The 24,658-nt window shown below is 69.7% G+C and carries 21 protein-coding genes and 1 pseudogene; 11 read left to right on the forward strand and 11 right to left on the reverse strand.

Going from position 1 to position 24,658, the window contains the following annotated elements:
* Nucleotides 1-522: 522 nt before the first annotated feature.
* From ACIPXB_RS36725 to tpg, 4 genes are all read left to right on the forward strand, one after another.
* Complete coding sequence (locus ACIPXB_RS36725) at nt 523-1,230, forward strand: hypothetical protein (protein ID WP_401457297.1); 708 nt, start codon at nt 523-525, stop codon at nt 1,228-1,230.
* A gap of 54 nt (nt 1,231-1,284) precedes the next feature.
* A complete protein-coding gene (locus ACIPXB_RS36730) occupies nt 1,285-3,957 on the forward strand; it encodes a Helicase associated domain protein (protein ID WP_401457299.1) in 2,673 nt (890 codons plus the stop codon).
* A gap of 354 nt (nt 3,958-4,311) precedes the next feature.
* The gene (locus ACIPXB_RS36735) at nt 4,312-5,502 is read left to right on the forward strand and encodes an ATP-binding protein (RefSeq protein ID WP_401457300.1); all 1,191 of its coding nucleotides are present in this window, start codon (nt 4,312-4,314) and stop codon (nt 5,500-5,502) included.
* A gap of 130 nt (nt 5,503-5,632) precedes the next feature.
* On the forward strand, nt 5,633-6,190 hold the full coding sequence (gene tpg / locus ACIPXB_RS36740; RefSeq protein WP_401457329.1) for a telomere-protecting terminal protein Tpg: 558 nt from the start codon (nt 5,633-5,635) through the stop codon (nt 6,188-6,190).
* Between the two features lie 590 nt (nt 6,191-6,780).
* On the opposite strand, the gene ACIPXB_RS36745 is transcribed toward tpg, so the two are convergent.
* From ACIPXB_RS36745 to ACIPXB_RS36755, 3 genes are read right to left on the reverse strand one after another with little or no spacing between them, the layout of a single operon-like run.
* Entirely contained in the window at nt 6,781-7,884 is a 1,104-nt protein-coding gene (locus ACIPXB_RS36745; protein WP_401457302.1) for a hypothetical protein, read from the reverse strand.
* Nucleotides 7,881-8,630: an AAA family ATPase gene (locus tag ACIPXB_RS36750; RefSeq protein ID WP_401457305.1), complete on the reverse strand. Its 750-nt coding sequence runs from the start codon at nt 8,628-8,630 to the stop codon at nt 7,881-7,883. The genes ACIPXB_RS36745 and ACIPXB_RS36750 overlap by 4 nt, the downstream gene beginning before the upstream one ends.
* Nucleotides 8,627-10,288: a Mu transposase C-terminal domain-containing protein gene (locus tag ACIPXB_RS36755; RefSeq protein WP_401457331.1), complete on the reverse strand. Its 1,662-nt coding sequence runs from the start codon at nt 10,286-10,288 to the stop codon at nt 8,627-8,629. Before ACIPXB_RS36755 ends, ACIPXB_RS36750 begins: the two co-directional genes overlap by 4 nt.
* A 266-nt stretch (nt 10,289-10,554) precedes the next feature.
* Between ACIPXB_RS36755 and ACIPXB_RS36760 the strand changes: the two are divergent.
* From ACIPXB_RS36760 to ACIPXB_RS36770, 3 genes and pseudogenes are all read left to right on the forward strand, one after another.
* Nucleotides 10,555-10,755: pseudogene (locus ACIPXB_RS36760) on the forward strand (helicase associated domain-containing protein); the annotation flags it as partial.
* Nucleotides 10,756-10,882: 127 nt separating this feature from the next.
* Complete coding sequence (locus ACIPXB_RS36765; RefSeq protein WP_401457306.1) at nt 10,883-11,071, forward strand: hypothetical protein; 189 nt, start codon at nt 10,883-10,885, stop codon at nt 11,069-11,071.
* A gap of 179 nt (nt 11,072-11,250) precedes the next feature.
* On the forward strand, nt 11,251-11,943 hold the full coding sequence (locus tag ACIPXB_RS36770; protein ID WP_401457308.1) for a hypothetical protein: 693 nt from the start codon (nt 11,251-11,253) through the stop codon (nt 11,941-11,943).
* A 73-nt stretch (nt 11,944-12,016) separates the two neighbouring features.
* Here ACIPXB_RS36770 and ACIPXB_RS36775 read toward each other — a convergent pair whose 3' ends face one another.
* The 5 genes from ACIPXB_RS36775 to ACIPXB_RS36795 form a co-directional block, all read right to left on the reverse strand.
* Nucleotides 12,017-12,175, reverse strand: coding sequence for a hypothetical protein (locus ACIPXB_RS36775; protein WP_401457311.1), 159 nt, complete (start codon nt 12,173-12,175; stop codon nt 12,017-12,019).
* Between the two features lie 239 nt (nt 12,176-12,414).
* Entirely contained in the window at nt 12,415-12,684 is a 270-nt protein-coding gene (locus ACIPXB_RS36780) for a hypothetical protein (protein WP_401457313.1), read from the reverse strand.
* 89 nt (nt 12,685-12,773) lie between these two features.
* A complete protein-coding gene (locus tag ACIPXB_RS36785) occupies nt 12,774-14,054 on the reverse strand; it encodes a hypothetical protein (protein WP_401457314.1) in 1,281 nt (426 codons plus the stop codon).
* Between the two features lie 22 nt (nt 14,055-14,076).
* Nucleotides 14,077-15,483: a mobilization protein gene (locus ACIPXB_RS36790; protein ID WP_401457316.1), complete on the reverse strand. Its 1,407-nt coding sequence runs from the start codon at nt 15,481-15,483 to the stop codon at nt 14,077-14,079.
* Nucleotides 15,484-15,500: 17 nt separating this feature from the next.
* Nucleotides 15,501-15,893, reverse strand: a complete 393-nt coding sequence (locus tag ACIPXB_RS36795; protein ID WP_401457317.1) for a hypothetical protein — start codon at nt 15,891-15,893, stop codon at nt 15,501-15,503.
* 619 nt (nt 15,894-16,512) lie between these two features.
* Between ACIPXB_RS36795 and ACIPXB_RS36800 the strand changes: the two genes are divergently transcribed.
* Nucleotides 16,513-18,084 carry an AAA family ATPase gene (locus tag ACIPXB_RS36800; RefSeq protein ID WP_401457319.1) on the forward strand — a complete coding sequence of 524 codons (1,572 nt, stop codon included), beginning with the start codon at nt 16,513-16,515 and terminating at the stop codon, nt 18,082-18,084.
* Nucleotides 18,084-18,917 carry an HNH endonuclease gene (locus tag ACIPXB_RS36805; protein ID WP_401457321.1) on the forward strand — a complete coding sequence of 278 codons (834 nt, stop codon included), beginning with the start codon at nt 18,084-18,086 and terminating at the stop codon, nt 18,915-18,917. Before ACIPXB_RS36800 ends, ACIPXB_RS36805 begins: the two co-directional genes overlap by 1 nt.
* Nucleotides 18,918-18,955: 38 nt before the next feature.
* On the opposite strand, the gene ACIPXB_RS36810 is transcribed toward ACIPXB_RS36805, so the two are convergent.
* Nucleotides 18,956-19,123 carry a hypothetical protein gene (locus tag ACIPXB_RS36810; protein ID WP_401457322.1) on the reverse strand — a complete coding sequence of 56 codons (168 nt, stop codon included), beginning with the start codon at nt 19,121-19,123 and terminating at the stop codon, nt 18,956-18,958.
* A 131-nt stretch (nt 19,124-19,254) separates the two neighbouring features.
* On the opposite strand from ACIPXB_RS36810, the gene ACIPXB_RS36815 reads away from it, so the two are divergent.
* Together ACIPXB_RS36815 and ACIPXB_RS36820 are read left to right on the forward strand one after the other, a co-directional pair.
* Nucleotides 19,255-19,854, forward strand: a complete 600-nt coding sequence (locus ACIPXB_RS36815) for a hypothetical protein (RefSeq protein WP_401457323.1) — start codon at nt 19,255-19,257, stop codon at nt 19,852-19,854.
* A 414-nt stretch (nt 19,855-20,268) separates the two neighbouring features.
* Entirely contained in the window at nt 20,269-20,610 is a 342-nt protein-coding gene (locus tag ACIPXB_RS36820) for a hypothetical protein (protein ID WP_401457325.1), read from the forward strand.
* 15 nt (nt 20,611-20,625) lie between these two features.
* On the opposite strand, the gene ACIPXB_RS36825 is transcribed toward ACIPXB_RS36820, so the two are convergent.
* Both ACIPXB_RS36825 and ACIPXB_RS36830 read right to left on the reverse strand, forming a co-directional pair.
* Nucleotides 20,626-22,704, reverse strand: coding sequence for a hypothetical protein (locus ACIPXB_RS36825; RefSeq protein WP_401457326.1), 2,079 nt, complete (start codon nt 22,702-22,704; stop codon nt 20,626-20,628).
* Between the two features lie 36 nt (nt 22,705-22,740).
* Nucleotides 22,741-24,543, reverse strand: a complete 1,803-nt coding sequence (locus tag ACIPXB_RS36830) for a hypothetical protein (protein ID WP_401457328.1) — start codon at nt 24,541-24,543, stop codon at nt 22,741-22,743.
* Nucleotides 24,544-24,658: the final 115 nt, after the last annotated feature.

The following is a 24,658-nucleotide window of genomic DNA, read 5'->3' on the forward strand; positions in this document are numbered from 1 at the left end:
CGGGCCGGTGTCCTTCGCTTCGCTTCGGACGGTTCGCGGTTCCGCTTCGCTCCACCGCGAACGGCCTGCTTCGCAGGCCTTATTGACCCCGTTTCACGGGGTCCGAGCCTTCGGCTCGTTGGGCGGGTCCGCTCCGCTCCCCCGCCTCAGGATCCTTCCGGCTCCGCCTCCAGGACCAGCCCGCTGCGCGGGCGGCTGGCGGCGTCCGGTCTCCCGACTGTTGGGTCACTCCCAGTAGGAGGAGCCTCCAATCTATATGCTCGACAGGGTGATGGTTCGCTCGTCGAGCTGGACATCCCAGCGCTCAGCGGTGGCCTCGTAGGCGGCCTTCACCTCTTCCGGCGGGTGGCAGCAGTGGGTCGTGGCGACCTCTTCCCAGACTCCGCGAATCCTCAGTGCCTGACTCAGTGCGCGCAGGAGGTCCGCTTCGGGTCGTTCACTGCGTTCCACACCCGTCCCCCGATCATCCGAACACCGGTCCAACCGCTGGTTCGTGTCGGCTTCAAGTGTAGCGCGTGCATCATGGTTGATGCAGCATGTACCGTTGGCAGAAATAAGGTAGACGTGGAGGTGGGGGCCATGGCCATCAACCAAAAAATTCCGACGGGCATCACCCGCAGAGCGCAATACTTCATCCGCATCCACGGCCACTGGACCGGGCGTGCTGACATCGAGCAGTACAGGGCTCGTTGGATGGAGCACGGCGTCCCTGGAGCCCAGATCGACCGGGTGTCTGCCTACGAGGCTGTCTGGGGCGGCCTCGCTCTGCCTCCCTCTCCCCACTACGACGGCGGACCGCGGACCCTCAGCGGAGACTTACCCGAGGGGCCGGACCCCGACTGGCACTTCGAAGCCGGCCTGCAGCGAACAGCGCTCCCCTACTCCTTCATGATCGGCCCCAACGGGGAGTTCGGGCTCCACGCCGGCGACTGGGTTCCCCTGCACTCCACCGTTGAAGGCTGGGTGGAAGCAGTGGCACTCGCCGACCATGCCCGCAGATGCGCACGCACCACCACGACAGTCACAGGTGACGCCGTGGACGAACTCGACCTCAAGGGATTCGAGCGCGTCCCTGAAGTCGCCGCCCTCGCAGACACCTGGTGGCGCGGACCCGACTCCCTCATCGCCATCTACCGCGGCGAAGCCGAAGTCATGAACGCACCTCAATGCCGCACCGCCACCGTCTACGGCGGCCTCGACAAGTGGGGACTCAGAGGACTCGACACCTAAACCGTCCCCAAAACGCCTTTTGTCCGATCTCCGCCACACGAATGGAAACTCGGAATGCACGGCATTTCCCTCAGGGAACACCAGGTCGACCAGAAGTCAGCGTTCCGGAAATGGGTCGGATTCCCTGCAAAGTCATCCGTGCCGCCGCAGGGGGCGCGGGGCACCATCGTGTCAGCAACCGGCTCGGGCAAGACGATCACGGCCGCCGCGAGCGCGCTGGAGTCCTTCCCGGACGGCCGGATCCTCGTCACCGTCCCCACCCTGGACCTGCTCGCCCAGACCGCCCAGGCGTGGCGGCTGGTGGGCCACCGGGCCCCGATGATCGCGGTGTGCTCGCTGGAGAACGACCCGGTCCTGGGCGAGCTCGGCGTGCACACCACCACCAATCCCATCCAGCTGGCGCTGTGGGCCGCCTCCGGGCCGGTGGTCGTGTTCGCCACGTACGCCTCCCTGGTAGACCGCGAGGACATCGACGCACCCGAAGGCCAGCGGAAGGTTCGCGGCCCGCTGGAAGCCGCGCTGGCGGGCGGGGAGCGGCTCTACGGGCAGCGCATGGACGGCTTCGACCTCGCGATCGTCGATGAGGCCCACGGCACCGCCGGCGACCTCGGCCGCCCCTGGGCCGCGATCCATGACAACGCCCGGATCCCGGCGGACTTCCGGCTCTACCTGACCGCGACCCCGCGCATCCTGGCGGCGGCCCGGCCGCAGAAGGGCGCGGGGGGCCAGGAACCGGAGATCGCGAGCATGGCCGATGACCCGGACGGCCCCTACGGGGCGTGGCTGGCCGAGTTGGGGCTGTCGGAGGCGATCGAGCGGGGGATCCTCGCCGGGTTCGAGATCGACGTCCTGGAGATCCGCGACCCCTCCCCCGTCCTCGGCGAGTCCGAGGAGGCGCAGCGGGGTCGGCGTCTGGCGCTGCTGCAGGCCGCTCTTCTGGAGCATGCGGCGGCGTACAACCTGCGCACCGTCATGACCTTCCACCAGAAAGTCGAGGAGGCGGCCGCGTTCGCGGAAAAGCTGCCGCAGACGGCGGCGGAGCTGTACGACACCGACGCCACGGACGCCAATCTGGCGGCCGCGGAGAAGCTGCCGAAGTCCTCCATCGACGCGGAGTTCTACGAGCTGGAGGCCAGCCGTCACGTCCCGCCGGACCGGGTCTGGTCGGCCTGGCTGTGCGGGGACCACCTCGTCACCGAGCGGCGCGAGGTCCTGCGGCAGTTCGCCAACGGCATCGACGCGCACAGCCGACGCGTGCACCGGGCGTTCCTCGCCTCCGTGCGCGTGCTCGGCGAGGGCGTCGACATCACTGGCGAGCGGGGCGTGGAGGCGATCTGCTTCGCCGACACCCGCGGATCCCAAATCGAGATCGTCCAGAACATCGGCCGCGCACTCCGCCTCAACCGCGACGGCTCCACCAAGATCGCCCGCATCATCGTGCCCGTCTTCCTGGAGCCGAACGAGGACCCCACCGACATGGTCGCCAGCGCCAGCTTCCGCCCCCTTGTAGCCGTCCTCCAGGGCCTCCGCAGTCACGACGACCGCCTCGTCGAGCAGCTCGCCTCCCGCGCCCTCACCAGCGGCAAACGCAAGCTGCACGTCCAGCGCGACGAGGACGGGCGGATCGTCGGGGCCGGCGGCGGGGAGGGCGAGGACCAGGAGGACGGCGCCGACGCCGCAGCCGAGTCGGCGCTGCTGCACTTCTCCAGCCCGCGCGACGCCGCCACGATCGCCGCGTTCCTGCGCACCCGCGTCTACCGGCCCGAGTCCCTGGTCTGGCTGGAGGGCTACCAGGCCCTCATCCGGTGGCGGGCCGAAAACGACATCACCGGCCTGCACGCCGTCCCGTACGACACCGAGACCGAGGTCGGTATCACCAAGGCGTTCCCGCTGGGGCGGTGGGTGCACCAGCAGCGCAAGGCCCTGCGCACCGGGGAGCTCGAGGACCGGCGCAAGGAACTGCTGGACGCGCCGGAGGCCGGGATGGTGTGGGAGCCGGGCGAGGAGGCGTGGGAGGCCAAGCTCGCCGTGCTGAGGTCGTACCGGCGGGCCACCGGGCATCTGGCGCCCCGACAGGACGCCATGTGGGGCGAAGACGACGCCATGGTGCCCATCGGCCAGTACATGGCCAACCTCCGCCGCAAAGGCGCCAAGAACGGCCTCGGGAAAGACGCGGACACCGCGACCACCCGGAGCAAGCAGCTCGCCGCGATCGACAAGGACTGGAACTGCCCCTGGCCCCTGGACTGGCAGCGGCACTTCCGGGTCCTGGCGGACCTGGTCGACGCCGACGGCCAGCTGCCCGACATCGCGCCCGGCGTGCTGTGGGACGGCGACGACATCGGCCGGTGGCTCCAGCAACAGAAGCAGCCGGCCACCTGGGCACGGCTCCTGCCCGAGCAGCAGACACGGCTGACCGCACTGGGCGTCCAGCCCGCCCAGGCGCCGCCTCCGGCCCCAACGGGCACTCCTGGAGCGAAGGGGCCGGGCAAGGCACAGCAGGCGTTCCAGCGGGGCCTGGCGGCCCTCACGCAGTGGGTGGAACGGGAAGGGGCGGACCGTCCGGTCCCACGCGCCCACGGCGAAGAAATCACGGTCGAGGGCGAGGCAGAGCCGGTCGTGGTGAAGCTGGGGGTGTGGGTCTCGAACACCAAAGCCCGACGCGACAAGCTCACCGCCGACCAACTCGACGCCCTCGCACAGCTCGGCGTGGGCTGGGCGCGGTAGCGGTTGTGGCAGAGCTCCAGGGGCCGACCTCTCGGCGTGGTCTCTCCAGGGCAGGCGAGTCACACGCGGCGAAATTCGCGAGGAAAGACCCCCCGGCTCCAGCCTGGAACGCCCCCTGCACGCCTGTGGCGGGGTCTTCGTGTTGCCCTGCTCCCGGTGGCGGCACTCCAGAACGATGCTGTCGGCAAAGTCGTGGACGCAGCCACCTGCGACCTCGGCGCATATGCTCTGACCTGCATGTTTTCCTCCGGATACCTACGATAGACGTGCACGGGCGACAACGTAAAAGCGGTGTTGTCCGCGCTTTGGTGACCTGCGCTCACCATGCTCAGGACGTCCCAGGGAGGGTGCTTCATGACCGAATCTGGCAACCCCAGTCAGCCCGTAAACGTGAACGAGTACGACGCCAGTCACATCCAGGTACTCGAGGGCCTCGAGGCGGTACGCAGGCGGCCCGGCATGTACCTCGGCTCGACCGGCGAGCGCGGCCTGCACCAAATGGTCTACCAGGTCGTCACGTACGCCGTCGACGAGCACCTGGCCGGCCACGCCGACGCCATCGACGTCACGATCACCGCGGACGGCGGCATTCGCGTCGCGGACAACGGGCGCGGCCTGCCCGTCCAGGCGCAGGACCCCACCGGCAAGTCCGCCGTCGAACGCCAGTTGACGGAGCTGTCCTTCGTCCCCAAGCCCCGCACCGGCTACTGGGTGTCCGGCGGCATCAACGGCCTGGGCCTGTGCGTGGTCAACGCGCTGTCGAGCCGTCTCACGGTCGAGGTCCACCGGGACGGCCACCGTTGGACCCAGGAGTACGAGAAGGGCATCCCGATCAGTGCCTTGACGAGGCACGAAGCGAGCAGCGGACACGGCACCGCGATTGTGTTCCTGCCAGACGCCGACATCTTCGAGACCACCTTGTGGTCGTTCGCCACGCTGTCGCAGCGCCTCCAGGAACTGACCTTCCTCAACGGAGGCCTGGCCATATCACTGACCGACGAGCGTCCGGAGCGACCGGTCCGCCACCACCACCTTGACGGCCTTCGCGCCTACGTCGCCCACCTCAACCCCTACCCCCCGAGTCTCGTCCACTCCCCCGCCATCGGCTTCACGTCGGAGAACGAGGAGCAGGCGATCTCCGTGCAGGTCGCCATGCAGTGGAACACCTGGTCCCCGGGAGAGTTCCTCTCCTTCGCGAACAGCACCCGCACTCATGAAGGCGGCGCCCACGAAGTGGGCTTCCGTACCGCGCTCACGTCTGTCGTCAACGACTACGCGCGCCGCCGGCAGCAGATATCCGCAGACGATCAGGACCTCACGGCCGAGGACATCCAAGAGGGCCTGACCGCGGTCGTCTCCGCAAAGCTCGCCCATCCCGTCTTCGAGGGATCCACCAGAACCCGGCTCGGCAATCCCGACGCGGACACCTACGTCCAAGAAGTCGTCCGCCAGCACCTCGCCGACTGGCTGGACCACCACCCGAACGAAGCCGCAGCCATCATCCGCCACATCGTCAATGCCTCTACCGGACGCGGGAAGTGGTGACGGAGGCTCTTTAGCGCAAGGGAGAGCCCGGCGTCAGTGCTATGCCGGATACAAGCCCGCCGCCAGCCGATCGTGGGAATGGTGGACCCGCTAGGACTCGGGATGCTGTGTCGAAGGGGCTGGTGGGGTGGTGCGGGCGATAGGTGATGGGCTGGAGCGGCTCCTGTACACGCGGCCGGTACCGGTGACGACGGCGGATCAGCTGAAGGCGTTGCTGCGGTGGGAGCGGGGCTCCACCCGGCGGGTCGCCGCTGTCCTGGGCGTGTCCCAGCGGACCGTCCAGCGTTGGGTGACCCCCAAGCCGGGAAGCCAAGGACACCCGAACCCCGGCCACGAGCGGAGGATCGCGGAACTCGTGCGGGCCCGCTGGCAGCCGCTGATCCGTGTGCGCCGGCGGGCCGCGGCGGAGGCCGGTGGTGTGGTCGTCCATACCCGGGCCCGGTTCGGGTTCAAAGCCGGTGGCGGCAGCTCCGACGATCCGCGGTTGCGGCGTGTCACCGGGCGCCTGAACGGGGCGGTGACACAGCAGATCTTCGCCGCCTTGGACGCTGGTGTCAGCGAGGAGCAGCACAAGCTGATCCTCGGCCGTGCGCTGGGACACCTCTACTTCCGCGAGGCCGGTCACCGTGCCCACGGCCTCCACGTCACCCTCGATGACATCGACTTCATCGAGTTCGCCCTCCAGTGACGTGTGGAGGCCGGGTCTGCGGCAGGTCGTCAGTGAGCCGAAGCACGAGAGTTGACACCAAGGCCGGTGTGTTGTCACTCGGGGACGTCTGCTGGCGATGGCAGCGGGTTGGGCCGGCGCCCGCCTGCGCAGGCCAGGACTTCTGTCGCCGACGAGTTCAGGAAGATCGTGAACACCGACGACCTGTCCGCAGAGTCGATGCAACCGGTACGGACAAGCTCTTCCCCCGCCTGCCGCAGGATGTCGACAGAGGCGGCAAGGCCCTCGATCGTGTGGCCGCGCCGAGCAGCTGAGCGGATTCGAAGCCCGAACACCCCCGCGTGCCGGATGGCAGGGACCAGACCGTCCCAGACGGCAAAGGCACCCCCGGCCATCAAGGCATCACGGGCAGGTCCGCATGCCGCGGTCTGTTCCCGAAGCATGGCGCTGAGGTCCTCGCGAGTCACGCTGTGCGCCGGTGCGTGTACGACCCAGTTATCGCCCACGTGTGACAACTGCATCGCCTCTCTGGTGACAGTCCGACTGCTTGGACTTGCTTCCTTCGCAGGCTATCTGGTGCCGACGGTGACGACTATCGGGCCTCGGCACAGTCAGCGGGTGGCCGCGAGCGGGTAGTAGCCGTGGGCTTCTTGTGCTTCGCGCCAGTCCCACACCACGGTGTCCTTCCTGGCCGAGCGTTCGGCGCCGGGTGGCTGAGGCGGGCGCAGCCCGGCAGCCTCGGCCAGACGCAGAACGGCCGGGCGCTCCCCGGGGCCGGCCAGCAGGTAAGTGGCCTGGGTCAGGTGGGCGTAGCGGGTGGCGGCGCGCAGGAAGACGATGGCCCAGGGCGGGACGGGGTGAGTGGCGCAGCCGTCGGTGAAGCGGGCCTGGTCGTGGAGTGCAAGCAGAGCTGGGGCGTCGTGGAAGTCGTCGCTTCGGGCGGTGGCCAGCTGCTGGAAGGAGGCTCCGGTGAACAGGGTGGCGGCCAGGGCTGCAGCCAGTTGTGGGTGGGCGGTCACGGTGTGGATCCGGCGGGCGGCTTCCTCGGCCTGGGCGGGGGTGAGGGGAGTGGGGGAGGGCCGGTGTTTCCAGTCGATCAGGTCGGGACTGCAGGAGCCCGTGCACGGGCTGGGGCTGTCGTAGGAGACGAGCCGGTCCAGGGGAGACAGCGTGAGCCAGCGTTCCGGCTCCACACCGGTCCCAACCGTGACAGCGGCAGCAGGCCCGGCGTCGGTTGGGGGTGCGGGGTCGTTGCCGTAGAGGGCGCGGGCCGCGGCCAGGATGGTGGTGCGGGTATGGGGCAGGCCAGCGAGAGTGCGGTCCAGGGCGGCGGTCAGACGGGGGCGGTGGACAACGAGGGTGAGATGGATGCCGGTCTGCCGCCACAGGGCCAGGAGGCGTTGGAGGCGGCGGTCGTCGAGCAGGTGAGCGCGCAAGACGGTCAGGCGGGTCACGGCCAGGGCCGACGTCCACGCCGAGGCCGCCTCCCACAGCGGCGGGCGGCCGTGCGGGAAACGGCCTGGGAGGTGGGCGGGCTTGCCCAGCGCGAAGAGCAGGTCCCCGGCCAGAGCGGTGTCGCTGGTCGTGCCCGGCGCGGGATGCAGGGTGATGCGGCCGGCGTGCGGGGCGTGGGCGGCCAGCGCGCTGTGGGTGAACGCGGCGTCGTCACCGGCGTCGAGGACGACGGCCAGGCGGGGCGTGGCGGGTGGGGTCATGCGAGGCGGCTGAAGGCCCAGCGCAGCAGGTCGCGGTCCGGGCGCGGGCGGTCCATGCGTTCCATTGCGGTCCGCACATGGGCGGTCAGCTGCGCCCAGGCGCGGAAGTTGCCGTGAGCGGCCTGTTCGTCGGCGAAGGTGATGTCGGCCGGGTCGGCGTCCTCCCAGACGGGGTGGAAGAGCGGGACGACGTCGAGGACCTCTTCGGGGGTGAGGCGGGTGAACTGCTGCCAGATGAAGATCCGGGAGGACAGCATCGGCTCGCGGCGCAGCACGGTGTGGGCGCCGGCGCCGCCGACGAAGACGATCGCAATCTGGGTGGCGGGCTCGTCCCACAGGTAGCGGAAGTACTCGAACGCCTCCCCGTTGAGCCACTGGGCCTCGTCCACGAGGAAGGTGCGGGGCCGTTCGGACAGGGCGGTCTTCAGCAGGCGATCGAACTCGGAGGGGTGACGGGGCGGCTCCCCGGGCAGGCGGAGCGTCTCGAACAGCTCGTAGCGGACCGCGCGGGCGGTGGGGCGGGCCCGGAAGGTGACCCGGCAGACCTCCTCGCCGCGGGATGCCTCCAGCTCGTGCAGGCAGGTGTTGACCGCCAGGGTCTTGCCGAAGCCGGCGTTGCCGTGGATGCACATCATCGCCCGCGCGGCGACCGTGTCGGCGATGTTCTCCCGCGCGGTCAGCAGTGCCTTCGTGGTCACGATGGAGGCGTCGGGCAGGTCGACGTACTGGTAGGTGGGCGCGGTCACCGCACACCACCGCCCGCAGCGCCGCCCACGTCATCGGTGACACCTGCCTGCGGTCCGCCGCCGGGCTCGTCGTCATCTGGCACGGGTGACGTCTGCGGCCGGGTACGGGCCGCGAGGGAGGCCGGGGTGCGCCAGTCGGACGGAGGCGCGGCTGGCGGGATCAGGTCCGGCAGGGCCAGCCTCGACAGATCCGCCCGGTCAGCCACGGCCAACTCGGCAGCAGCCTCCATCGTGGACACCGCGTCCAGCCGCTCCGGCTTCCCCGGCTGCGTAGCAGCGGCGTAGCGCTCGCGCTGGGCTGCGGCGAGGTCCTTGCGCAGACGCCGGCTGCGCGCGGCCCGCGCGGTGCGGACCGCGGTGATCTGTTCCGGGCTCGCCTCGTCGGCGACGGTCGCAGGTCCCAGGTAGCGGCTGGTCGTCGCGTCGAAGACCTCGATGCGGTGATCGTGGTGCGGCATGAACCGCACCCTGGCCCTCGTACCGGCCAGACCCGTCATCCACGGCCCCACATAATCCCGCCTGCGGAACCGGACCCCGCGGGTGGAGACCACACGGATCCGACCGTCATCCTCCAGCGTGAACGTCCACAACTCCTCCGGGCTGACCTCCCGCACCGGAGTCGGATCCGCCTCCCAGGTCTGAAGCGGGGTCTTCCCTCCCAGCGGACCCGGCTGGTGGACGGTGTTCCACCACTCCACCCAGCCCAGCAGCCGGACGGTGAAGTCCTCGAGATCGAGCAGCAGCTCGTCCTTCGGCCGACCGGGGCGGCGGCCCGGGCGCGGCTGGCGTACGTAGCCGGGCAGCGCGGCGAGGAACATCACCTCCACCGCACGGTTCAGGCCCTCGACCGTGCCCTTCAGGTGCGGGGTGTAGGCAGGCAGGTCCTCCACCTCGACCACCAGCGCCCCGAACGCCGCCGCGACCGTCCTCGACAAGAAGTCCCTGCCCCGGTCGACACGGACCTTCTCCGGCAGCCCGCCCTGCGGCCCGAACGGGTCCTCGCGCAGCACCGCCGCGCGGAGCGCGGCCAGCACCGACTCCCGCGACGGATACCCCGCGGTTACAGCGACCCCCATCACCGTGTTCGTCGCGCAGTCCACGAACCACGTCACCCACGGACGACGCACTGTGCCCTCGACCTCGACCAGGACCGGGGCCTGGACGTGATCGGCCTCCCACACTTGATTCCGCCAGCCCCGAGGCCGAGCCAGGAACACATCGTGCTTCCGGGCCTCACGCTCACCACCAGCAAGCCCCGCCCGCTCCCCCGCAGTCAGATCCCGCCGGATCGCACGACGCAACGTCGTCAACGACGGGGCGGTACCGAGAGGCGACTGCCGGCCAGCGCGCTCGGCCAGCTCACGCTGTACCGCAGCGACGTTCCCGCCCCACAAGGCCGGTAAGGCACGTACCTCGTCCGTCACGACGAACCGGTCCGCCCGCGCCAGCCGGACACCCGGGACGATCCCGGGACCGGGAGTGGGCGCGGCGAGCCAGCGCCACACCGTTCGCTCCGACACTCCCAGCGCCCCTGCAGCCAGCCGTACATGCTCCGTGGACAAGCGCCCGTTACCCCTGAGCTCCAGCAGCTGGCCGACCGCCGCAGCACGCACCTCCACCCGCGCCGCCTCAGGAAGACCGCCCCGCTCCCCCACCATCACGCACCCATCCGCCGGACCCTGACCGCTACCAGAGCCAAGCCTCACGGCCGAGACCCGGGCATAGATAAGAAGCACCGTTTCCATGGCAGTGGAGACCGAGGTGGTGTACCGGCCTATGACAGTGAAAGCCACCCGGACACCACTCACACGTCAGTGACGACCAAGCCCTCGGTCACCCGACCAGCACGAACACCTCCGGCTGACAACCCGTCACTGCCAACACCCACTGACACCAAACCGGCGCATCGCACGCAGAAGCCTTCCACAAGGGCATCCAAGCCCTTCAGCAGTACATCGAGCGGGAAGGCGGCGCTCCGGGACGGGCCCACATCGAGCACCTCCCGGACGGGACCGAGCACCGCACCGGGGTATGGATCGCCAACCAGCGCCAGCGCCGCGACCGGCTCGACGGGGCGCAGCTCGAAGCCCTCGCCGCACTCGGGATGGACTGGGCCTCTTCGTGATCGCGTGCCGCCCGGTCGACCCTCGTCCTGGGTCCAGGGCATTGCGGGCTGCACGAGGCGGCCGGGATCGCGTCCGCAGCTGTCCACATCTGTCTATTCGGCAGTGAGGCGCTGAAAAGCTGCGTGCATGAGCATCTTCGAGAACGTCGTGTCCGGGGTCATCGTCGCGCTGCTCCTCTGGGGCGCCCGGCAGGCCGGGGTCGTATGGCGCAGGCGCCGTGCGGAGGGCACCGCGGGCCACGGGTCCGTGGACGTACGCACGGCCGCGCACGAGCCGGTGAACAATGAGTCGGCCGCTTCGGCGGGGAAGGAGTAGGGGCTGTGGGACGAAGCGGAAGCATCGAGCCGGCGGATCTACCGCCGGGCGCCCGCCGTGATTTCAACCTGGCTCTGCACTACCTGCACCGCCGGGCGGGAAGGCCCACCATGAGGCAGATCGCCGACGCAAGAGGGCTGAGTCACGGAAGCGTGCACAACGCATTCACGCAACCCAAGGTGCCCAGCTATGAGGTCATGGAGCACATCGCCGGGTACTTGACCCAGCGGGTCAAGGACTGGGGCCGCGACGCGAACCACGACGACCCGATCTCCAAGGAACTGCTCCGACTGGAGAAGCTGTGGCACCAGGCACAGGCCGAGGCCGACCACGTCGCCGCCCAGGGCGCGCCCCCCGTCATGTCCGAGTACACCCGAGATCTGCTGTACGGCCTCAGCCCGGCCTGCTCGATGTGCGACCAGACCCGGCATCTGGACCGGCCGTACGACATCGTCGTCCTGGAGGACCCCGACGAGGAGGAGTTCGCGAAGTTCCCGGCACTGCGCAGGACCGGGCTGGAGCCCGAGGCCCCCAACCCGTGGCGTCTGCTCCGCCTGTGCCGGAGCTGCCGACGGCGCCGCGACGCCGGTGAGTTCACCGAGCAGCACCTCCGTGATATCCGCTTCGCCCTGGACCGGCGTACCGGAGCTGCCAGGCACTACGCCGCCTACCTCGACCAGATCCTGCTCGGCGCCGAACCCGTCACCGACATGAACGTCGCCGGCTCCGCACTAGCGATCATCAAGGCCGACCCCGAGACGGACGCCTCCCCCTACGTCCTGGGCCACGGTCAGATCAAGATCGACCGCACCAACGGCTCCCTCGACTGGGGGCAATACCCCTGCGAGGACGAACACCCTCCCACCAGCTGAACACCCGCCCCCTTCCGCCGTCCCTCCGTGGCGGGTCCGGCGGGACTGACGGGACTGAAATCCGGGATTGCCTTCACGAACGCGGATAGCCGTGGCCCGGCGGCGGGTACTCCCGGTCCGGGTCACCGCCGACACCCAGCAGCACGATCCACTCGAACGACGCCTCCTCACCCAGCGCCCGCACCCCCGCCTCCGTGTCGAAGGCCCGGTCCGCAGCCGCCAGCAGCCGCAACGACCTCTCCTCATCCGCAACACGCCGCCGACTCCGCGGCCGGGCCGGAAGGCCAAGCGCGCCCGAGCGCCACGCGCTCTCCCACAACACCAACGCGGCCACCACCGCCAGGACCAAGCCCACCGTGGGCCAGCCCGACTCGCCGGCCCACCAGCCGCACCCGGCCAGGACCGTCCCGGTCACGCTGCCCGCGCACACCCGCCGCTGCCTGCCCGACATCACGATCGCGCCCCTTCCGGTCAGGCCGCGGGTCCGGCGCCCGCCTCGCGGGCGGCATGCCGCCGCACTTCCTCCGAGGGCGCCACCAGCGGCCCGGCCGGAGGCGGAGCGGGCTGCGGCCGGTACACCGCGCCCCGGAACAACGTGGCCGCGGCGGCCAGTCCGCCCCCGAACGTCAGGACGAAGTCCGCCTGCACCATGCCCAGGCTCCCGGCCCGCCAGGCAGCCGCCAGCAGAGCGGCGGCGAGCAGCAGGCCCTGAACGGCGATCCGGTCCCTGCCGGGCAGCACCCACCAGAGCCTCTTCGCCCGGTCCGCCCACGCCCGGATACCCCGCGCCCGGCGCCCGCTTCCGCCGCCGGACGCGGGGGTGCCCGCCGTCACCGGCTCCGCCCCGAGCCCCTGGTCTGGGCGGCCTGTTGCCGGTGTGCGGGCACGGCCGGCTCCGACGGTGCGGCCTGTCCGGGTGCGGGCCCCGACGTGGTCGTGGAGCGGGAACGGGCTGCCGTCGCCGATACCCGCGGACCGTCCCCAACGGGCGTGCCGGGCGGGTTGGTCAGGGCGCGCAGTGTCGAGCCGACCAGGCGCCCGGCGAGTTCGCCGGGCGGGCCCATATGCCAGTCGGTGTTCTCCGTCAGCCCCGCCCACATCCGGCTGCGCAGGCCCTGCTCGCCCTCCGGGCCGCGCGCGATGTTCGCCATGCGGGCCGCGAGCAGGGGCCACTGCTGTGCGTTGACCAGCAGCCCCGACTCCCGCTCCGAGCCGACGCAGTCCTTCACGATCGACACCAGTTGGCTGTTCGCGGCCTCGCTCACGCCGAGCTGTCCCAGGGCCGTCGCCCGGTCGGACAGGTTCAGGTCGTTGGGCACCTGAAGGCCTTCGGTCAGCGGCCCCCACGCACGCCGCGCGTCCTCGCTCACCCCCACGACCTCCGGCGCGGGCTCCGGCTGGGGCGCGGTGGGCGCTGCGGTGGAGGGGTCCGGGCCGGAAGCGGGGCGGGCGGCGGGAACCGCCGCGGCGGCCGGAGCGGGCCCGGCCGCCTGCGGGCCGCCCTGCCGGGCCAGGAGGGCGGCAACAGCCCGGTCGCCGCCGACGCCCTGACCGTGCGCGGCGGTCAGGAACCCCGCGACGTCGACACCTTGCTGGTCGAGGAGGGCCATCTTGGCGGCCATGTCCGGCCAGGCCGGGGAGGCGAGGATCGCGTCGCGCACCAGGCCGCCCGGCATCGTCGCCTTGAGCAGGTCGGCCCACCGGTCGTTGCCCGCCGCGCTGACGCGGGCGGCGTTGGCCTCCACCGCCTCGTAGACGGTCCTGGCCAGCTGGCCGAGCTGGGGCAGGAACGTGGTCAGGTCAACGCCGGCGCGCTGCAGCAGGACCATCTGCCCGGCCATCGCCGGCCAGTCCGCGCCCGACATCAGGTCGGCCAGCACCCCCTCGTCGAGCAGCGGGCGCAGCGCGTCGGCCGCCCAGCCCGGCGCGAGCTTCTCCTCCCCGGCCGCGAGTTCCTCCTCCTCGCCCGCGCGCAGTTTCTGGGCGGCACGGCGTACGGCGTCGGAGATGGTCAGCATCAGCCGGAAGGCCGCCGCGGCACTCTGGGCGGCCTCCGCCATCGACTCGGCGAACGGGTCGACGGCGGGCGGGACGGCTTCGGGGGTGGACACGGTCGGCTCTCCTCGCGGCGGGTCAGCGGGACTTCCCCGCACCCGGCTTGGGCGGGCCGGGCGCACGGGGCGGTACACCGGTAACGGCCCCCGGGCCCGCCGGGCCACGGCCCGCCGTCCGCGACGTCCTCGCGGTGCGTGCCGGACCCGGCCGCTTCGGGGGTGCGCCGGCCGCGGCGGCGGCCTCGCGCAGCAGCCGTCCGGCGTCGGCTGCGGCCTTCGCCTGCGCGCGATGCTGCTGGGCCTCGTGCCACAGGCGGGAGGCCTCCACCGCCTCCACCAGCGCCACCAAGAGGGTCAGGACCACCATCGCGCCGCCGCCCCGAGCGGTGCGCGGGGCCCGCTCCAACGCGCGCGCCGACGCCCGCCAACCCGCCCGCGCCCGGCCCGTGAGCGACCGCTCGCCCGGCGCCCGGCCGGCTTGCTCGAACGCGTCCGCCGCCGCCACGATCCGGTCACGAACGGCTGCCGGGGCATGCGCGGCGGCGGCCACCAGGAGGTCGCCGAGCGCGGCCACATCACCCGCGCCCTCCACGCGGCCGGAGCGGGACAACGCGGCCGCCGCCTCGCGCACCAGGCGCTCCGCCGCCGACCAGTCCGCCGGACCGACCAGCGGCTCGAAGCGCTCCCGTACGCGGGGCAGGGACAGGTCGTAGGCCAGGGAACTCCCCGAGAACCACACCGGCCGGCTACCAGCATCCGCGCGGTCGCCGGGGAGCGCGACCGCGTACCCGAGCAGGACGCCGTCGTCGCCCCGGCACTCCCGTACGCGAAGGCCGGCGTCACGCAGCCGCTCCAGGAAGTCGGTGTCGGTCTCGGCGAGCGCGGCCGCGGTGCGCACGGTGCGCTGGAGGGACTGGCGGGCGGTCTCCAGCAGGCCGCGCCGGCCGGCCTTTGCCAGCTCCCCCGTCGACGGACGCCGCACCGCGGTACGGTCCTGCGGGGACATCGGCGTCAGGCCCCAGCGGGCCTCAAAGGCGCGGGCGACGGCGTGCATCGCGAGGATGTCCCCGCGCAGCCGGGGCTGCCGGCCATCCACCCGTGCCAGGGTCGCCACGAGGTGGATGTGGTCGAGTGCGTGGCGCACCGCGATCCACCGGCAGGCCTGCTCGTCACCTGCCGGGGCGATGCCCGCGGCGTCCACCATCGCCGCCGCCACCTGAGCCCATTCCGCATCCGACAGGACACGGTCGCCGGGCGCGGTGCGGACGGAGACGTGCCACACGTGCTGGGGCGGGCGCGCGCCTCGCAAGGCCTGAACGGGTGCGTCCAGGAGGTCCGCCAACTCCCCCAGGCCGAGACGCTCCGGCTGCCGCACCGGGCATGGCACATCGGGATCCCAGGCCGCCACGAGGTGGGGGTCGGTGTGCTCGTCGCGCTTGCCCGGACCGAAGAGGTACTCCAGCAGCGTGTACGTGTCGTCGCCCATGTCCGGCTTCTTCGGCATCATGTGCGGGCCCGCCTCTCCCGCATCACCGCCACCGTCGCCTCATCCACCCGCACCACCGCTGCACGGGCGTCGGCCACCACCTCCTCCAGCCCCACCCGCACCGCGCCGTCGGCGGCGAGCGCGTCGAGGCGGACCGCGATCTCCCGCAGGCCGGCACGCGCCCTGACAAGCTCACGCAAGACGTCCGCGCGGTCCGCGGAGACCGGCACCAGGACATGCTGGGCGACCGCCATCACCTGCTGCCCCACCCACCCCGCCGCCGACATCCCCTCACGCCCGGCGGCCGCGCGGACGACCGCCAGCTCGGCCGGGCTGAAGGCCACCCCGATCCGCTCCGACCGCCGTTCCCCCGTCTCCCGCTCACGCCGGCGGCCACCCTCACCAGCCATCGCCCAGCCACCCCATCTCCACCACACCAGGACACCGGAAAACGGCCCGCGGGCCCGGAACCAAAACAAGATCAGTCAGCGCGTAATGTTCCATTCCGCACCCAATTTCTAATGCCTGAAAAATCCTCCCAGCATGCCGCACGACGCCTCCGCGGAACCGCCCCCGCCGCAGCCACAAGCACCCCAACCAGCGACCCCCAACCCCGCCGCGCCACACGACCGCACGGACACCCCAACCCCCACCAGGCCACCCCAACCGCCCGGCGGAGGCGACCCAGCCCACCCACGACCCCGCCCACCCCCAACACACCACCACCCCCACACACACCACCAACCACCCACACCCACACGAAGCGACGACCACCCCCTGCTTGAACCGGCTTGTAGGGGGTCTCGAAACGCGTCACGCCGGCACGCCAGACCCGGCGGCGGCGAACGACCACGAGGCCCACATACACATCTGTTCGGGTGGGACACGTCTCTGGTCTGGCAGCACCCGAGCGGAGGCTCGCGGTCGCGCAGCAGACTACTTTCAGCGGGTGCAGCAGCAGCTTAAGATCGCTTGCCGGACGACATGGGAACGCTGACGCGCTCAGTCTCCCGAGGTGAGGAGAGAGCCGTGCAAGTGATCATCCAGCCCCACGGTGAGCCCGTGCAGGCAGGACCTGAAGCCCTCGTCCTCGAGTCCGACAACTGGAACGATTGGGGGTACTACACCAGCTTCACCCTCTGGTACCGAAGCCGCTCGTCCGTGCAGGACCTGGGCTTCGTGAAGGTGGCGGTACGCGACCAGGCCCGCGGCCCCAGCCCGCTCCGGCCAGGTGAGTACAACTACGAGCCGGGCTACCTCTTTTCTCTCGGCCAGAGCGACGTCTATTACGACAACATCAGGAAGCTCGGGTTCAGCACGCGAGAGGACATCTTCAAGACCCTCGGAGACATCGCGCGCGACGACGACAGGTTCAGAGTTGTTCTGGACTTCGATGTGACGCAAAAATCGCTGCTGCGGGATGTGGCGGAGCAGACGGTCCGGGTGCAGTTCAGACGGATCGCGTACGGCGGTGTCCGGCGGAGTGAGTACCGCTTCAGCTACCTGGGCCCCGGCGACGATCCCGCCGACGCCCTCCGCTTCGACGTGGATCCCGAGACCCATCCCTCAAGTAACGTTCATGTCCTCGTCGGGCCCAACGGGGTAGGTAAAACGCACCTGCTCCGCCGCCTGGCGCAGGCACTCGTACGCCCTGATCCGGAGCAGCACGGGCGGGTGATGATGGAACCCACTTCCGCCTCACCGGTCGGTGAACAGTTCGTCAACGTCGTGTCCGTGACCTTCAGCGCGTTCGACCCATTCACCGACGTAACCCCCCTCGCTCGACCCGGCGCCGATCTCGCACCGGGAGGGGTTGGATATGCCTACGTCGGACTGCGCAACGCTCCCCTCCCTGGGCAGGGGGACAAGGCCCAGCCTGGAGTCCCAACCCACGCGATCCAGCGCGACCGGCTGAAGGAGGACTTCACCAACGCCTTCGAACGCATGAGGCGTCACGAGGGGCTGGTCCGGTGGGTCAATGCAATACGAACGCTCAGCCGCGACCCTCAGTTCGCTCAATGTGCCATCGCCGTGTACGCCAGCAGGCCCGAGGCACCCTTTGAATCCAGGCTCGGCAGGAAGGTGCTGGATCAGCTCATCGGGGACTTCGCGCAGCTGAGTTCAGGGCACGCGATCGTGGTTCTCGCCATGACAGAACTCGTGGGCCGCGTGGTCGAGCAGTCACTGGTGCTCGTGGACGAACCCGAGACGCATCTGCACCCTCCGCTCCTTGCCTCGTTTGTGCAGGCCCTGAGCAACCTGATGACCGAACTCAACGGCGTAGCCATCTTGGCCACACACTCGCCGGTGGTCCTCCAGAGCGTGCCGCGGTCGTGCGTTTACAAGCTGATCCGCGAAGGGGAAGTGCATCGTGCTGAGCGGCCCGAGATCGAGACGTACGGCGAGAACGTAGGCGTGCTCACCCACGAGGTCTTCGGGCTCGAAGTGATGCGTTCCGGGTTCTACGAGGAGGTCGCCCGCGCCGCAGCCTTCTTCGACACCTACGCCGAGGTCATGGACCACTTCGGTGGTCAACTTGGTGGCGAGGCCAGGGGTATTGTCCGGATCCGGCTCGCGGAGAAGACGGACGGTCTGCGCTGATGTGGCATCTGCCCAGGCCGTTCCACAGCGCGGCACACAGCTACGCGGCCGTCGTCGCCACCACCCGATCCGTCGAACGCCGCAAGCTTCTGCTTGAGGCGATCCCCACGGTTCGGAAGGCCGGCCACGAGCTCCGCCGCGCAGCCGTTGAGAGCACTCTGCACGACCTCGACGAGAAGGACTTCGCCGTCCCCGGAATCGACGGGGACACCTTCGTCGAGTGGGCGTACGACAACGGCATGTCGGCGAAGAAGGGGAAGCGTATCCGCGATGAGCTGATGGCCGCCCCGCGGAACAAACGGTGTCCGCTGTGCAGTCAGGGCACCGTCTACGAGCTCGACCACTTCGTGCCGAAGAGCCTCTACCCCGCCCTGTGCGTCGACCCGCTCAATCTGGTCCCGGCATGTGAGCGCTGCAACAAGCTCAAAGGCAGCATGCAGCCGCGGAGCGCCGAGGACACCCTCCTGCACCCCTACCTCGACCGGATATCCCATGAGCGGTGGCTGGACGCACGCACGGTCCACGAGCCCGACTTCGTGCGGCTGGAGTTCTTCGTCAGTCCCCCGGACACCTGGGACACCACCCTCACTAGGCGAGTCGAGAACCACTTCGGGCTGCTCCAGCTCGGCCAGCGCTACGCCCCTGTCGCCAACAATTTGATCTACGGTATGGAAGCTCGGTGGGATGAGCTGCGCCGGCGTCGCGGCGGATCCATGCTTCGCGACCACCTCTTGGAGGACGCGGCGAGCTGGTTCAGGAAGGATCCCAACAGCGTCGAAGGGGTCACCTGCGCGACGCTGGCCGACGATGAGGTCTTCTGCCGTACCGGGTGATAGAACGCGCCAGAATGCAGACTACGGGGAGCTGAAGATCAGCCCTGGCCCTGCCTTCCTGCGGCCTGGATCGCTGCCAGCCACCCGGACATGAAGTCCTCGGCCGAGTCCAGTTCCCCGGGACGGCGGAAGACGCCCTCGATGTGCTCGGCCATGACCTCGTTGAGCTGCTCGCTGAGGTGGTCGAAGTAGGGGGGTCCAGGCACAGGATCAGGATGTTCGCCGCCTCAACCTTGGTGAAGCTCTGGACTGCCGCGATCACGATTTCGCCCAGGCCCAGCTCGTCGATTTTGGCACGGATGGCTTGCTGGCCAGGGGTGTCCGGGAGCAGCAGGCCGTGCATCAGGTACAAGCTGCCGCAGAAGCCCAGGATGCGGGCGACTTCGCGTGCGCGAGCCAGTCTCTCGGGGCTGACGGCTTCGGCCTCGGCCACCGCGTCACGCAGTCGTGCCTCTCGCAGGAGATGGTCCAGTGTTCCGTCGCGCTCAGCATGCTCAAAGGCAGCAACCAGGGTCTCGGAGTCGAGCCACGGGAACAGGCCGGAGCTGGTCATCGCCTCCGCGAAGCTCTCCCCACTCACCTCTCCCGGTGGCAGCCCGACCAGGGCGATGAGGTTGACCATGCTGCGCTGGCCACCGCGTGGTGGTGGCTGAATGTCCTGACCGCTCTCGAGGAGCGCTTCACGCATCCGGCCCGGATGACCGAACAGACCGGGCGAGCGCGCCAGGAACTTGTCGGCATCTGCGTAGAGGTCGTCCGTGTCGATGTCGTCACGCGCTCGTCGGGCCTGCGCGATCAGGCGTTGGACGGGGCTCCCACGCAATGCCCAGACGAGTGCGTCACGCACAGCCTCGAAGGGCGGTTCCGGGACCGGCTGACGAGAGTGCACTGCTGGCACGCCGGCTCGCATGTACCAGGCGAGGACTGTGGCCCGTAGGTCCTTGCCCTGCCCGCTGCTGCTTGACAGGTCATCGGCGATCTCCACGGTGCGTGGGTCCAGAACGGATGATGAGCCCCGCCCTCGACCAAGTGCCTTGCGGACGTGCCGCGGCAGCAGGCCAGCTCGCCGCCAGCGTTCCAGTTGCGCCGCTGATGTGGCCAGGCCGCGGTCGTGGAGGAGCCTGAGCAGCTCCTGGTCCGCAGGTGAGGTGTCGTGGCGGGTCACGTCCGCACCTTAGAACCCTGCGAAGTGTCGTGGAGCGGGAAATTCGACGTCTGGCTCAATGGGGCCGCAAGGGCGGAAGGGGGCGACTCCGTGGACGTCTTGTGGTCCGTGCGCGGTCACCCATTCATGCCCCCACGGGGCACAGGCGCTGTGGGCAGGTGGCAGAGAGGGAGAGACCTCACCGACATGCTGAACGATGTGATCACTGGCTCGATCGCGGAGCTTCTGGGGGGCTGCGCCGTGATCGTGGCTGCCGCCCTCGTCGCACGGGCCCGCGGCCGTCGTAGGGCCCGGCGCGGCACCGCACCCGGCGGAGACGGGGCAGCGACGCGACCCGCCCGCACGTACACCCTGATCGGTACGCGAGCTGCGGACGGCCACGTGGTCCAGCTTCCCAGCAGTCGGCCTGCCGGCACCGTCATCACCTGGCAGGAGTCGGCCAGCGATCGTCGGCAGCGGTTCGAGCTGACGGACGCGGTGCTCTCCGACGGCACGTACGCGGCAGAACCCCTCGAGTGGTACCGCTGAGCTGTCCGGGACCAGCTACTTCCTGGAATAGCTTGAGGGCGTCGTGCGGTTGCCGGCGACGACACCGACGACGACGGCCCGGTCCACGGTTGCTCCGCGCGGCCGGTGAGCAGTGCTCCACACGCTCTCGTCGATCCGAAGGTTGCCCTGGGTATCGGCCTTGGAGGTGAGGTCGAGGACGAGGAGTTGTCCGAACGGGGCGTTCGTGTTGCTGTAGTCGGCTGTCTGCGTGAGGTAGCGGCCTTCCAGGTACTGCCGGCTGTTGTCGGAATCGTCCTTCTTAATCTCGGTGAGGTAGCGCAGGCTGCCGAAGTGCACCATGACGTCGGCACGGCCCATGGCCACGTCGACGGGTTCGACCATGACGGCGTTGTGGAGAGGGCTCTGCTGCAGCCATTGATGGAAGTCGCGCTGGAGGTCGGCCTCGACGGGCTTGCGGGCGTTGCTTCCTTCGGGCTTGCGCCGGTAGTCGAAAGGCGGAGGTTCGTTCTTCTTGCTGCCGCCGACGAGGTTTGTGCGGGTGAGGTCGGAACGGCTCTTGAGGAACAGCAGGGTCTGATTCACGAGGGCCGAGAAGGTCCTTCGTGTCTCACCAGTGAACGCGGGATGCTCGGTCAGGACTTCCATGAGTTCGTCGAGCTTGGGGACGATGAGCGGGTCCGTGGCTTCGAGACGGGCGACGTCGCTGTCGTGAGCGATACCCTCGACGGCAAGGAGCTGGGCGTCGTCCAGGGAGGCGGCGATGCGCAGGGCCTGATCGGCACCAAGGAGGATCAGCAGGGTCGGTGCCCGGCGTTGCAGGCGGGCCAGGAGGGCCCGGTCGGGGTCGTCATCCTCGGATTGATCTTGACCTGTCGACGGGCTGGCGTCGCGGGCTTCGCGCCGTGATGAGGTGTTCTCGATCGCGTTAAGCAGAGCGTTGGCGGTCTCTGCATCGAAACCGCGGTCGGCGTGGTGCTCGGTCTCCTGAGTGGCTCGTCGCAGTTGCGCGAGGAAGGACTGCTGGCGCAGGAAGCTGTCCTCGATCACTGGCTGGACCAAGAAGGCGAACCCGTCGCCGGTCATCGGCTGGACGGTGCGGCTGGCCCGGTAGGCGGTCAGGACGGCGGCTAGGGCCTGCCAGCCGTCCAGCCAGGCATCCTCGTTGAGGGCGTTGGCGGCGCCACGCAGTTGCAGGACGAGCTCGTGCCAGGCGATCTCGGCCGAGCGTCTTGGCTGGAGCCAGGCGGGCTGGTGGGTGCGGTGAATCCAGGCCTCGCGCCGGTCGAGGAGGTTCCCGATCCGATCTGCGGCGTCGGCGATGGCGTTCACGTCGTGTCGACTGAATGCCATGATCGCGTCGCAGACGGCTGCGAAGGTCTCTGCGTCGTGGCGGGCCTCTTCGGCTTGGGCGGCTCTCGTGAAGTGCCTGCGGGCCTGGACCAGGTGGTTGGTCACCTCACCGACGGTCTTCGAGGAGAGTGCGCGGCGCAGCAGGTCGCAGCCGAGTTCGAACGTGGCATCGGCGTCGGCGGCTTCGTCGTTCGTGAGTTGCACGAGGAGGTCGCGGACGCTGTCAGCGATCGTGTCCTCATGGGCCCAGCGGTCGAGGGTGAGGCCGAGAATGCGGGGCAGCCGCTCAAGGAAGTCCTCGGGTCCGTCGACAGGGACGTCTTCGAGGGCTTGCCACACCTTGAAGGGGCTGACGGCTTCGGCGATGGCCAGGCGTACTGCTCCTTCGAGCCGGGCGGCGGCGAGAAGCGGTGCTGCTTCGATTCGGGCCACGAGGTCGTTCAGGAGGGCGTTGGTCAGCGGCTTTCCGAGGGCCTTGGTGGCTGGCGCGCTGTCAAGCAGGGCGTCGAGCGAGGCGGTGAGGTGGAGCACGCTGGGCTGGGTGGCGAGGCCTGGGGGGAAGGTCGTTCCGACGGTCTGCCACTGCTCGTCTCCGCGGTTGTAGGCGTCGGCAACGGCTTCGGCGAGGAAGGGTGCGAGGGGGCCGGCTGCTACGTCCCCGGCTTCGCCCATCACCGTGTCGGGGGTCAGTCCGATGGCGGGAAAGGTGATGGGCTCGCTGCCTGCTGCCAGTTCAGTGAGCCGGTCTGCGAGCTGGAGCATGTCCTTCGTCCTTCCTGTTGCGGTGCCAGGGCGGGGTCACCACAGCGGGGCGCCTTCGGCTGCCTGTCGGATGGTGTCCTTGGGGAGGGTGGCATTGGCAAGGTCGAAGTCGGCTGTAGTGAGGAGGACCTGGAGCTCGTTGTCGGCTGCAACCGCGGCCAGTTCACGGAAGAGCTTATGGGCATCTGCGGACTGCATTTCCTCGGACTTCGGGCTGTCGATCAGCAGCAAGCCGGGGTGAGTCGACACGCCGTTCCTCCGGCCGATCCGCAGGAGGGCGATGGCGACCGCGACACGTAGCCGAAGCTTCTCACCGGCAGTCTGGTCTTGGAACCATTCCTGTGGGCTGCCGACGGGGTAGATCTTCAGTCGGGCCGCGCGGTCGATGGACACCGACTCCAGGGACGGCAAACCGAATCGGATGGCGAGACTGGCGATCTCCTCGTTGATCTCTTTGAAGAGCTGCGTGGCAGCGGCCTTGCTGTCGCGCTCAAGCAGGCCGGCGGCGGCAGCCAGGATGCGGATGGCCTTCTCCTCCGCTTCGTCCGGTGGGGTCTCCTGCGGGGCCTCCATCACGCTGAGTGCGCCTTCGAGGCGCAGTACGGCTTCGTGTGCCGCTAGCCGCGCTGGCAGGTCGGCGGCCGACTGGGCGCGCCGCAACTCGGCTTGTGCCTCCTCCAGCTGGCCGGTGAGCTGCCGGACGTCCGCTCGGGCCTGCTCTCGTTCGGTCTTCGCGGCTTCCTCGGCAGCGGTGGTGGCTTCGAGTCGGATCTCGGCTTCGGCGGTCACAGCCTGCGGGTCTTCGTCGTCACCCACCACTTCCCTGGTGCAGACCGCGCACGTGTGCGCCTGGCGCTCTTCACGGCGGCGCTCGTCGTCGATGCTCTGGTCGCATCGGGGGCAGCTGGTCGGGTTGAGTCCGTGGAACAGGAGGCGGGCGGTCGCGCTCTCAGTGACGTCGTTGAGGAGTTTGGCCGCGTGCTGCCGTTCCGTGCGCGCCCGGCGGAATGTGCGGTCCGCTTCCTCCCAGATGTCTTGCGCGTCGGCCACGGCTTGCGCGAGGTCCATGGTGGTATGTGCGAGGTCGGCCAGCGAGACCTCGCTCGTGCCGCTCGGACTCAAGCTGGCCAGGAGATCTTGAGCCTTGCCGAGTTCACTCTGGAGGCGGACCCGCTCAGTCGTGCGTGCGGCAGCCGCCTCTTCGGCCTCCTTGCGGCGTGCCTTGTTGCCAGCGACACGGACGTCGTGGACCGTCTTGACCCGGGTGAGAGCTGCGGCGGCCGGTAGGTCGAGGAAGACCTGCAGCAGGCGTCCCGGCAGGCCATCGGTCATGACGTCGCCCATGAGCGGCTTGTCGGCGCCGGTGGGGAGGTAGATCGCTCCGAAGTACGACGGCCATCCGTGCGTTGTGGTGCTGGTCTCCTTGCGGCTGTTGAGGAGGGGTTGCAGGTCCATCCGGCCCAGCATCAGCCCTGCAATCTGCTCCGCGTAGCTCGCCGTGCTCGCTGCCCGGAGCAGAGGTGTGATCCCCCGATCGGGGTCAGGGACGCGTACTTCTTCGAGCGCGGTGATGTCCGGGCCGGTCAGAACGACGGCGGCAGCGATCTCTCCGTCGGTGAGATCCAGACGGAACGCCATGGGCGTACCGGCGACAGTCGCGTCCAGATCGACGTGCCGGAGCCAGCGGCGAACCCGGGCCTTGAGCACGTCGCGCCGGGTTCCGCGCAGGCACCACGTAACCAGCTCCAGCACCGAACTCTTGCCCCGGAAGTTCGACGCCACGAAGGCGGTAAGGCCCTCCGAGAAGTAGAGCGGGGTGTCGAACGGGCCCGGTTGCACGTCGCCGGTCCGTTCCCCGGCTAGGGCCTGTTGTGAAAGTGCTGGTCACAGCCATTCGTTGATGGCTGCGACCAGCACGGTCGCTTCGAAGCGGACGGCGAGTTTGTCATACCTG

This window comes from Streptomyces sp. NPDC090022, assembly GCF_044748145.1.
Lineage (GTDB): Bacteria > Actinomycetota > Actinomycetes > Streptomycetales > Streptomycetaceae > Streptomyces.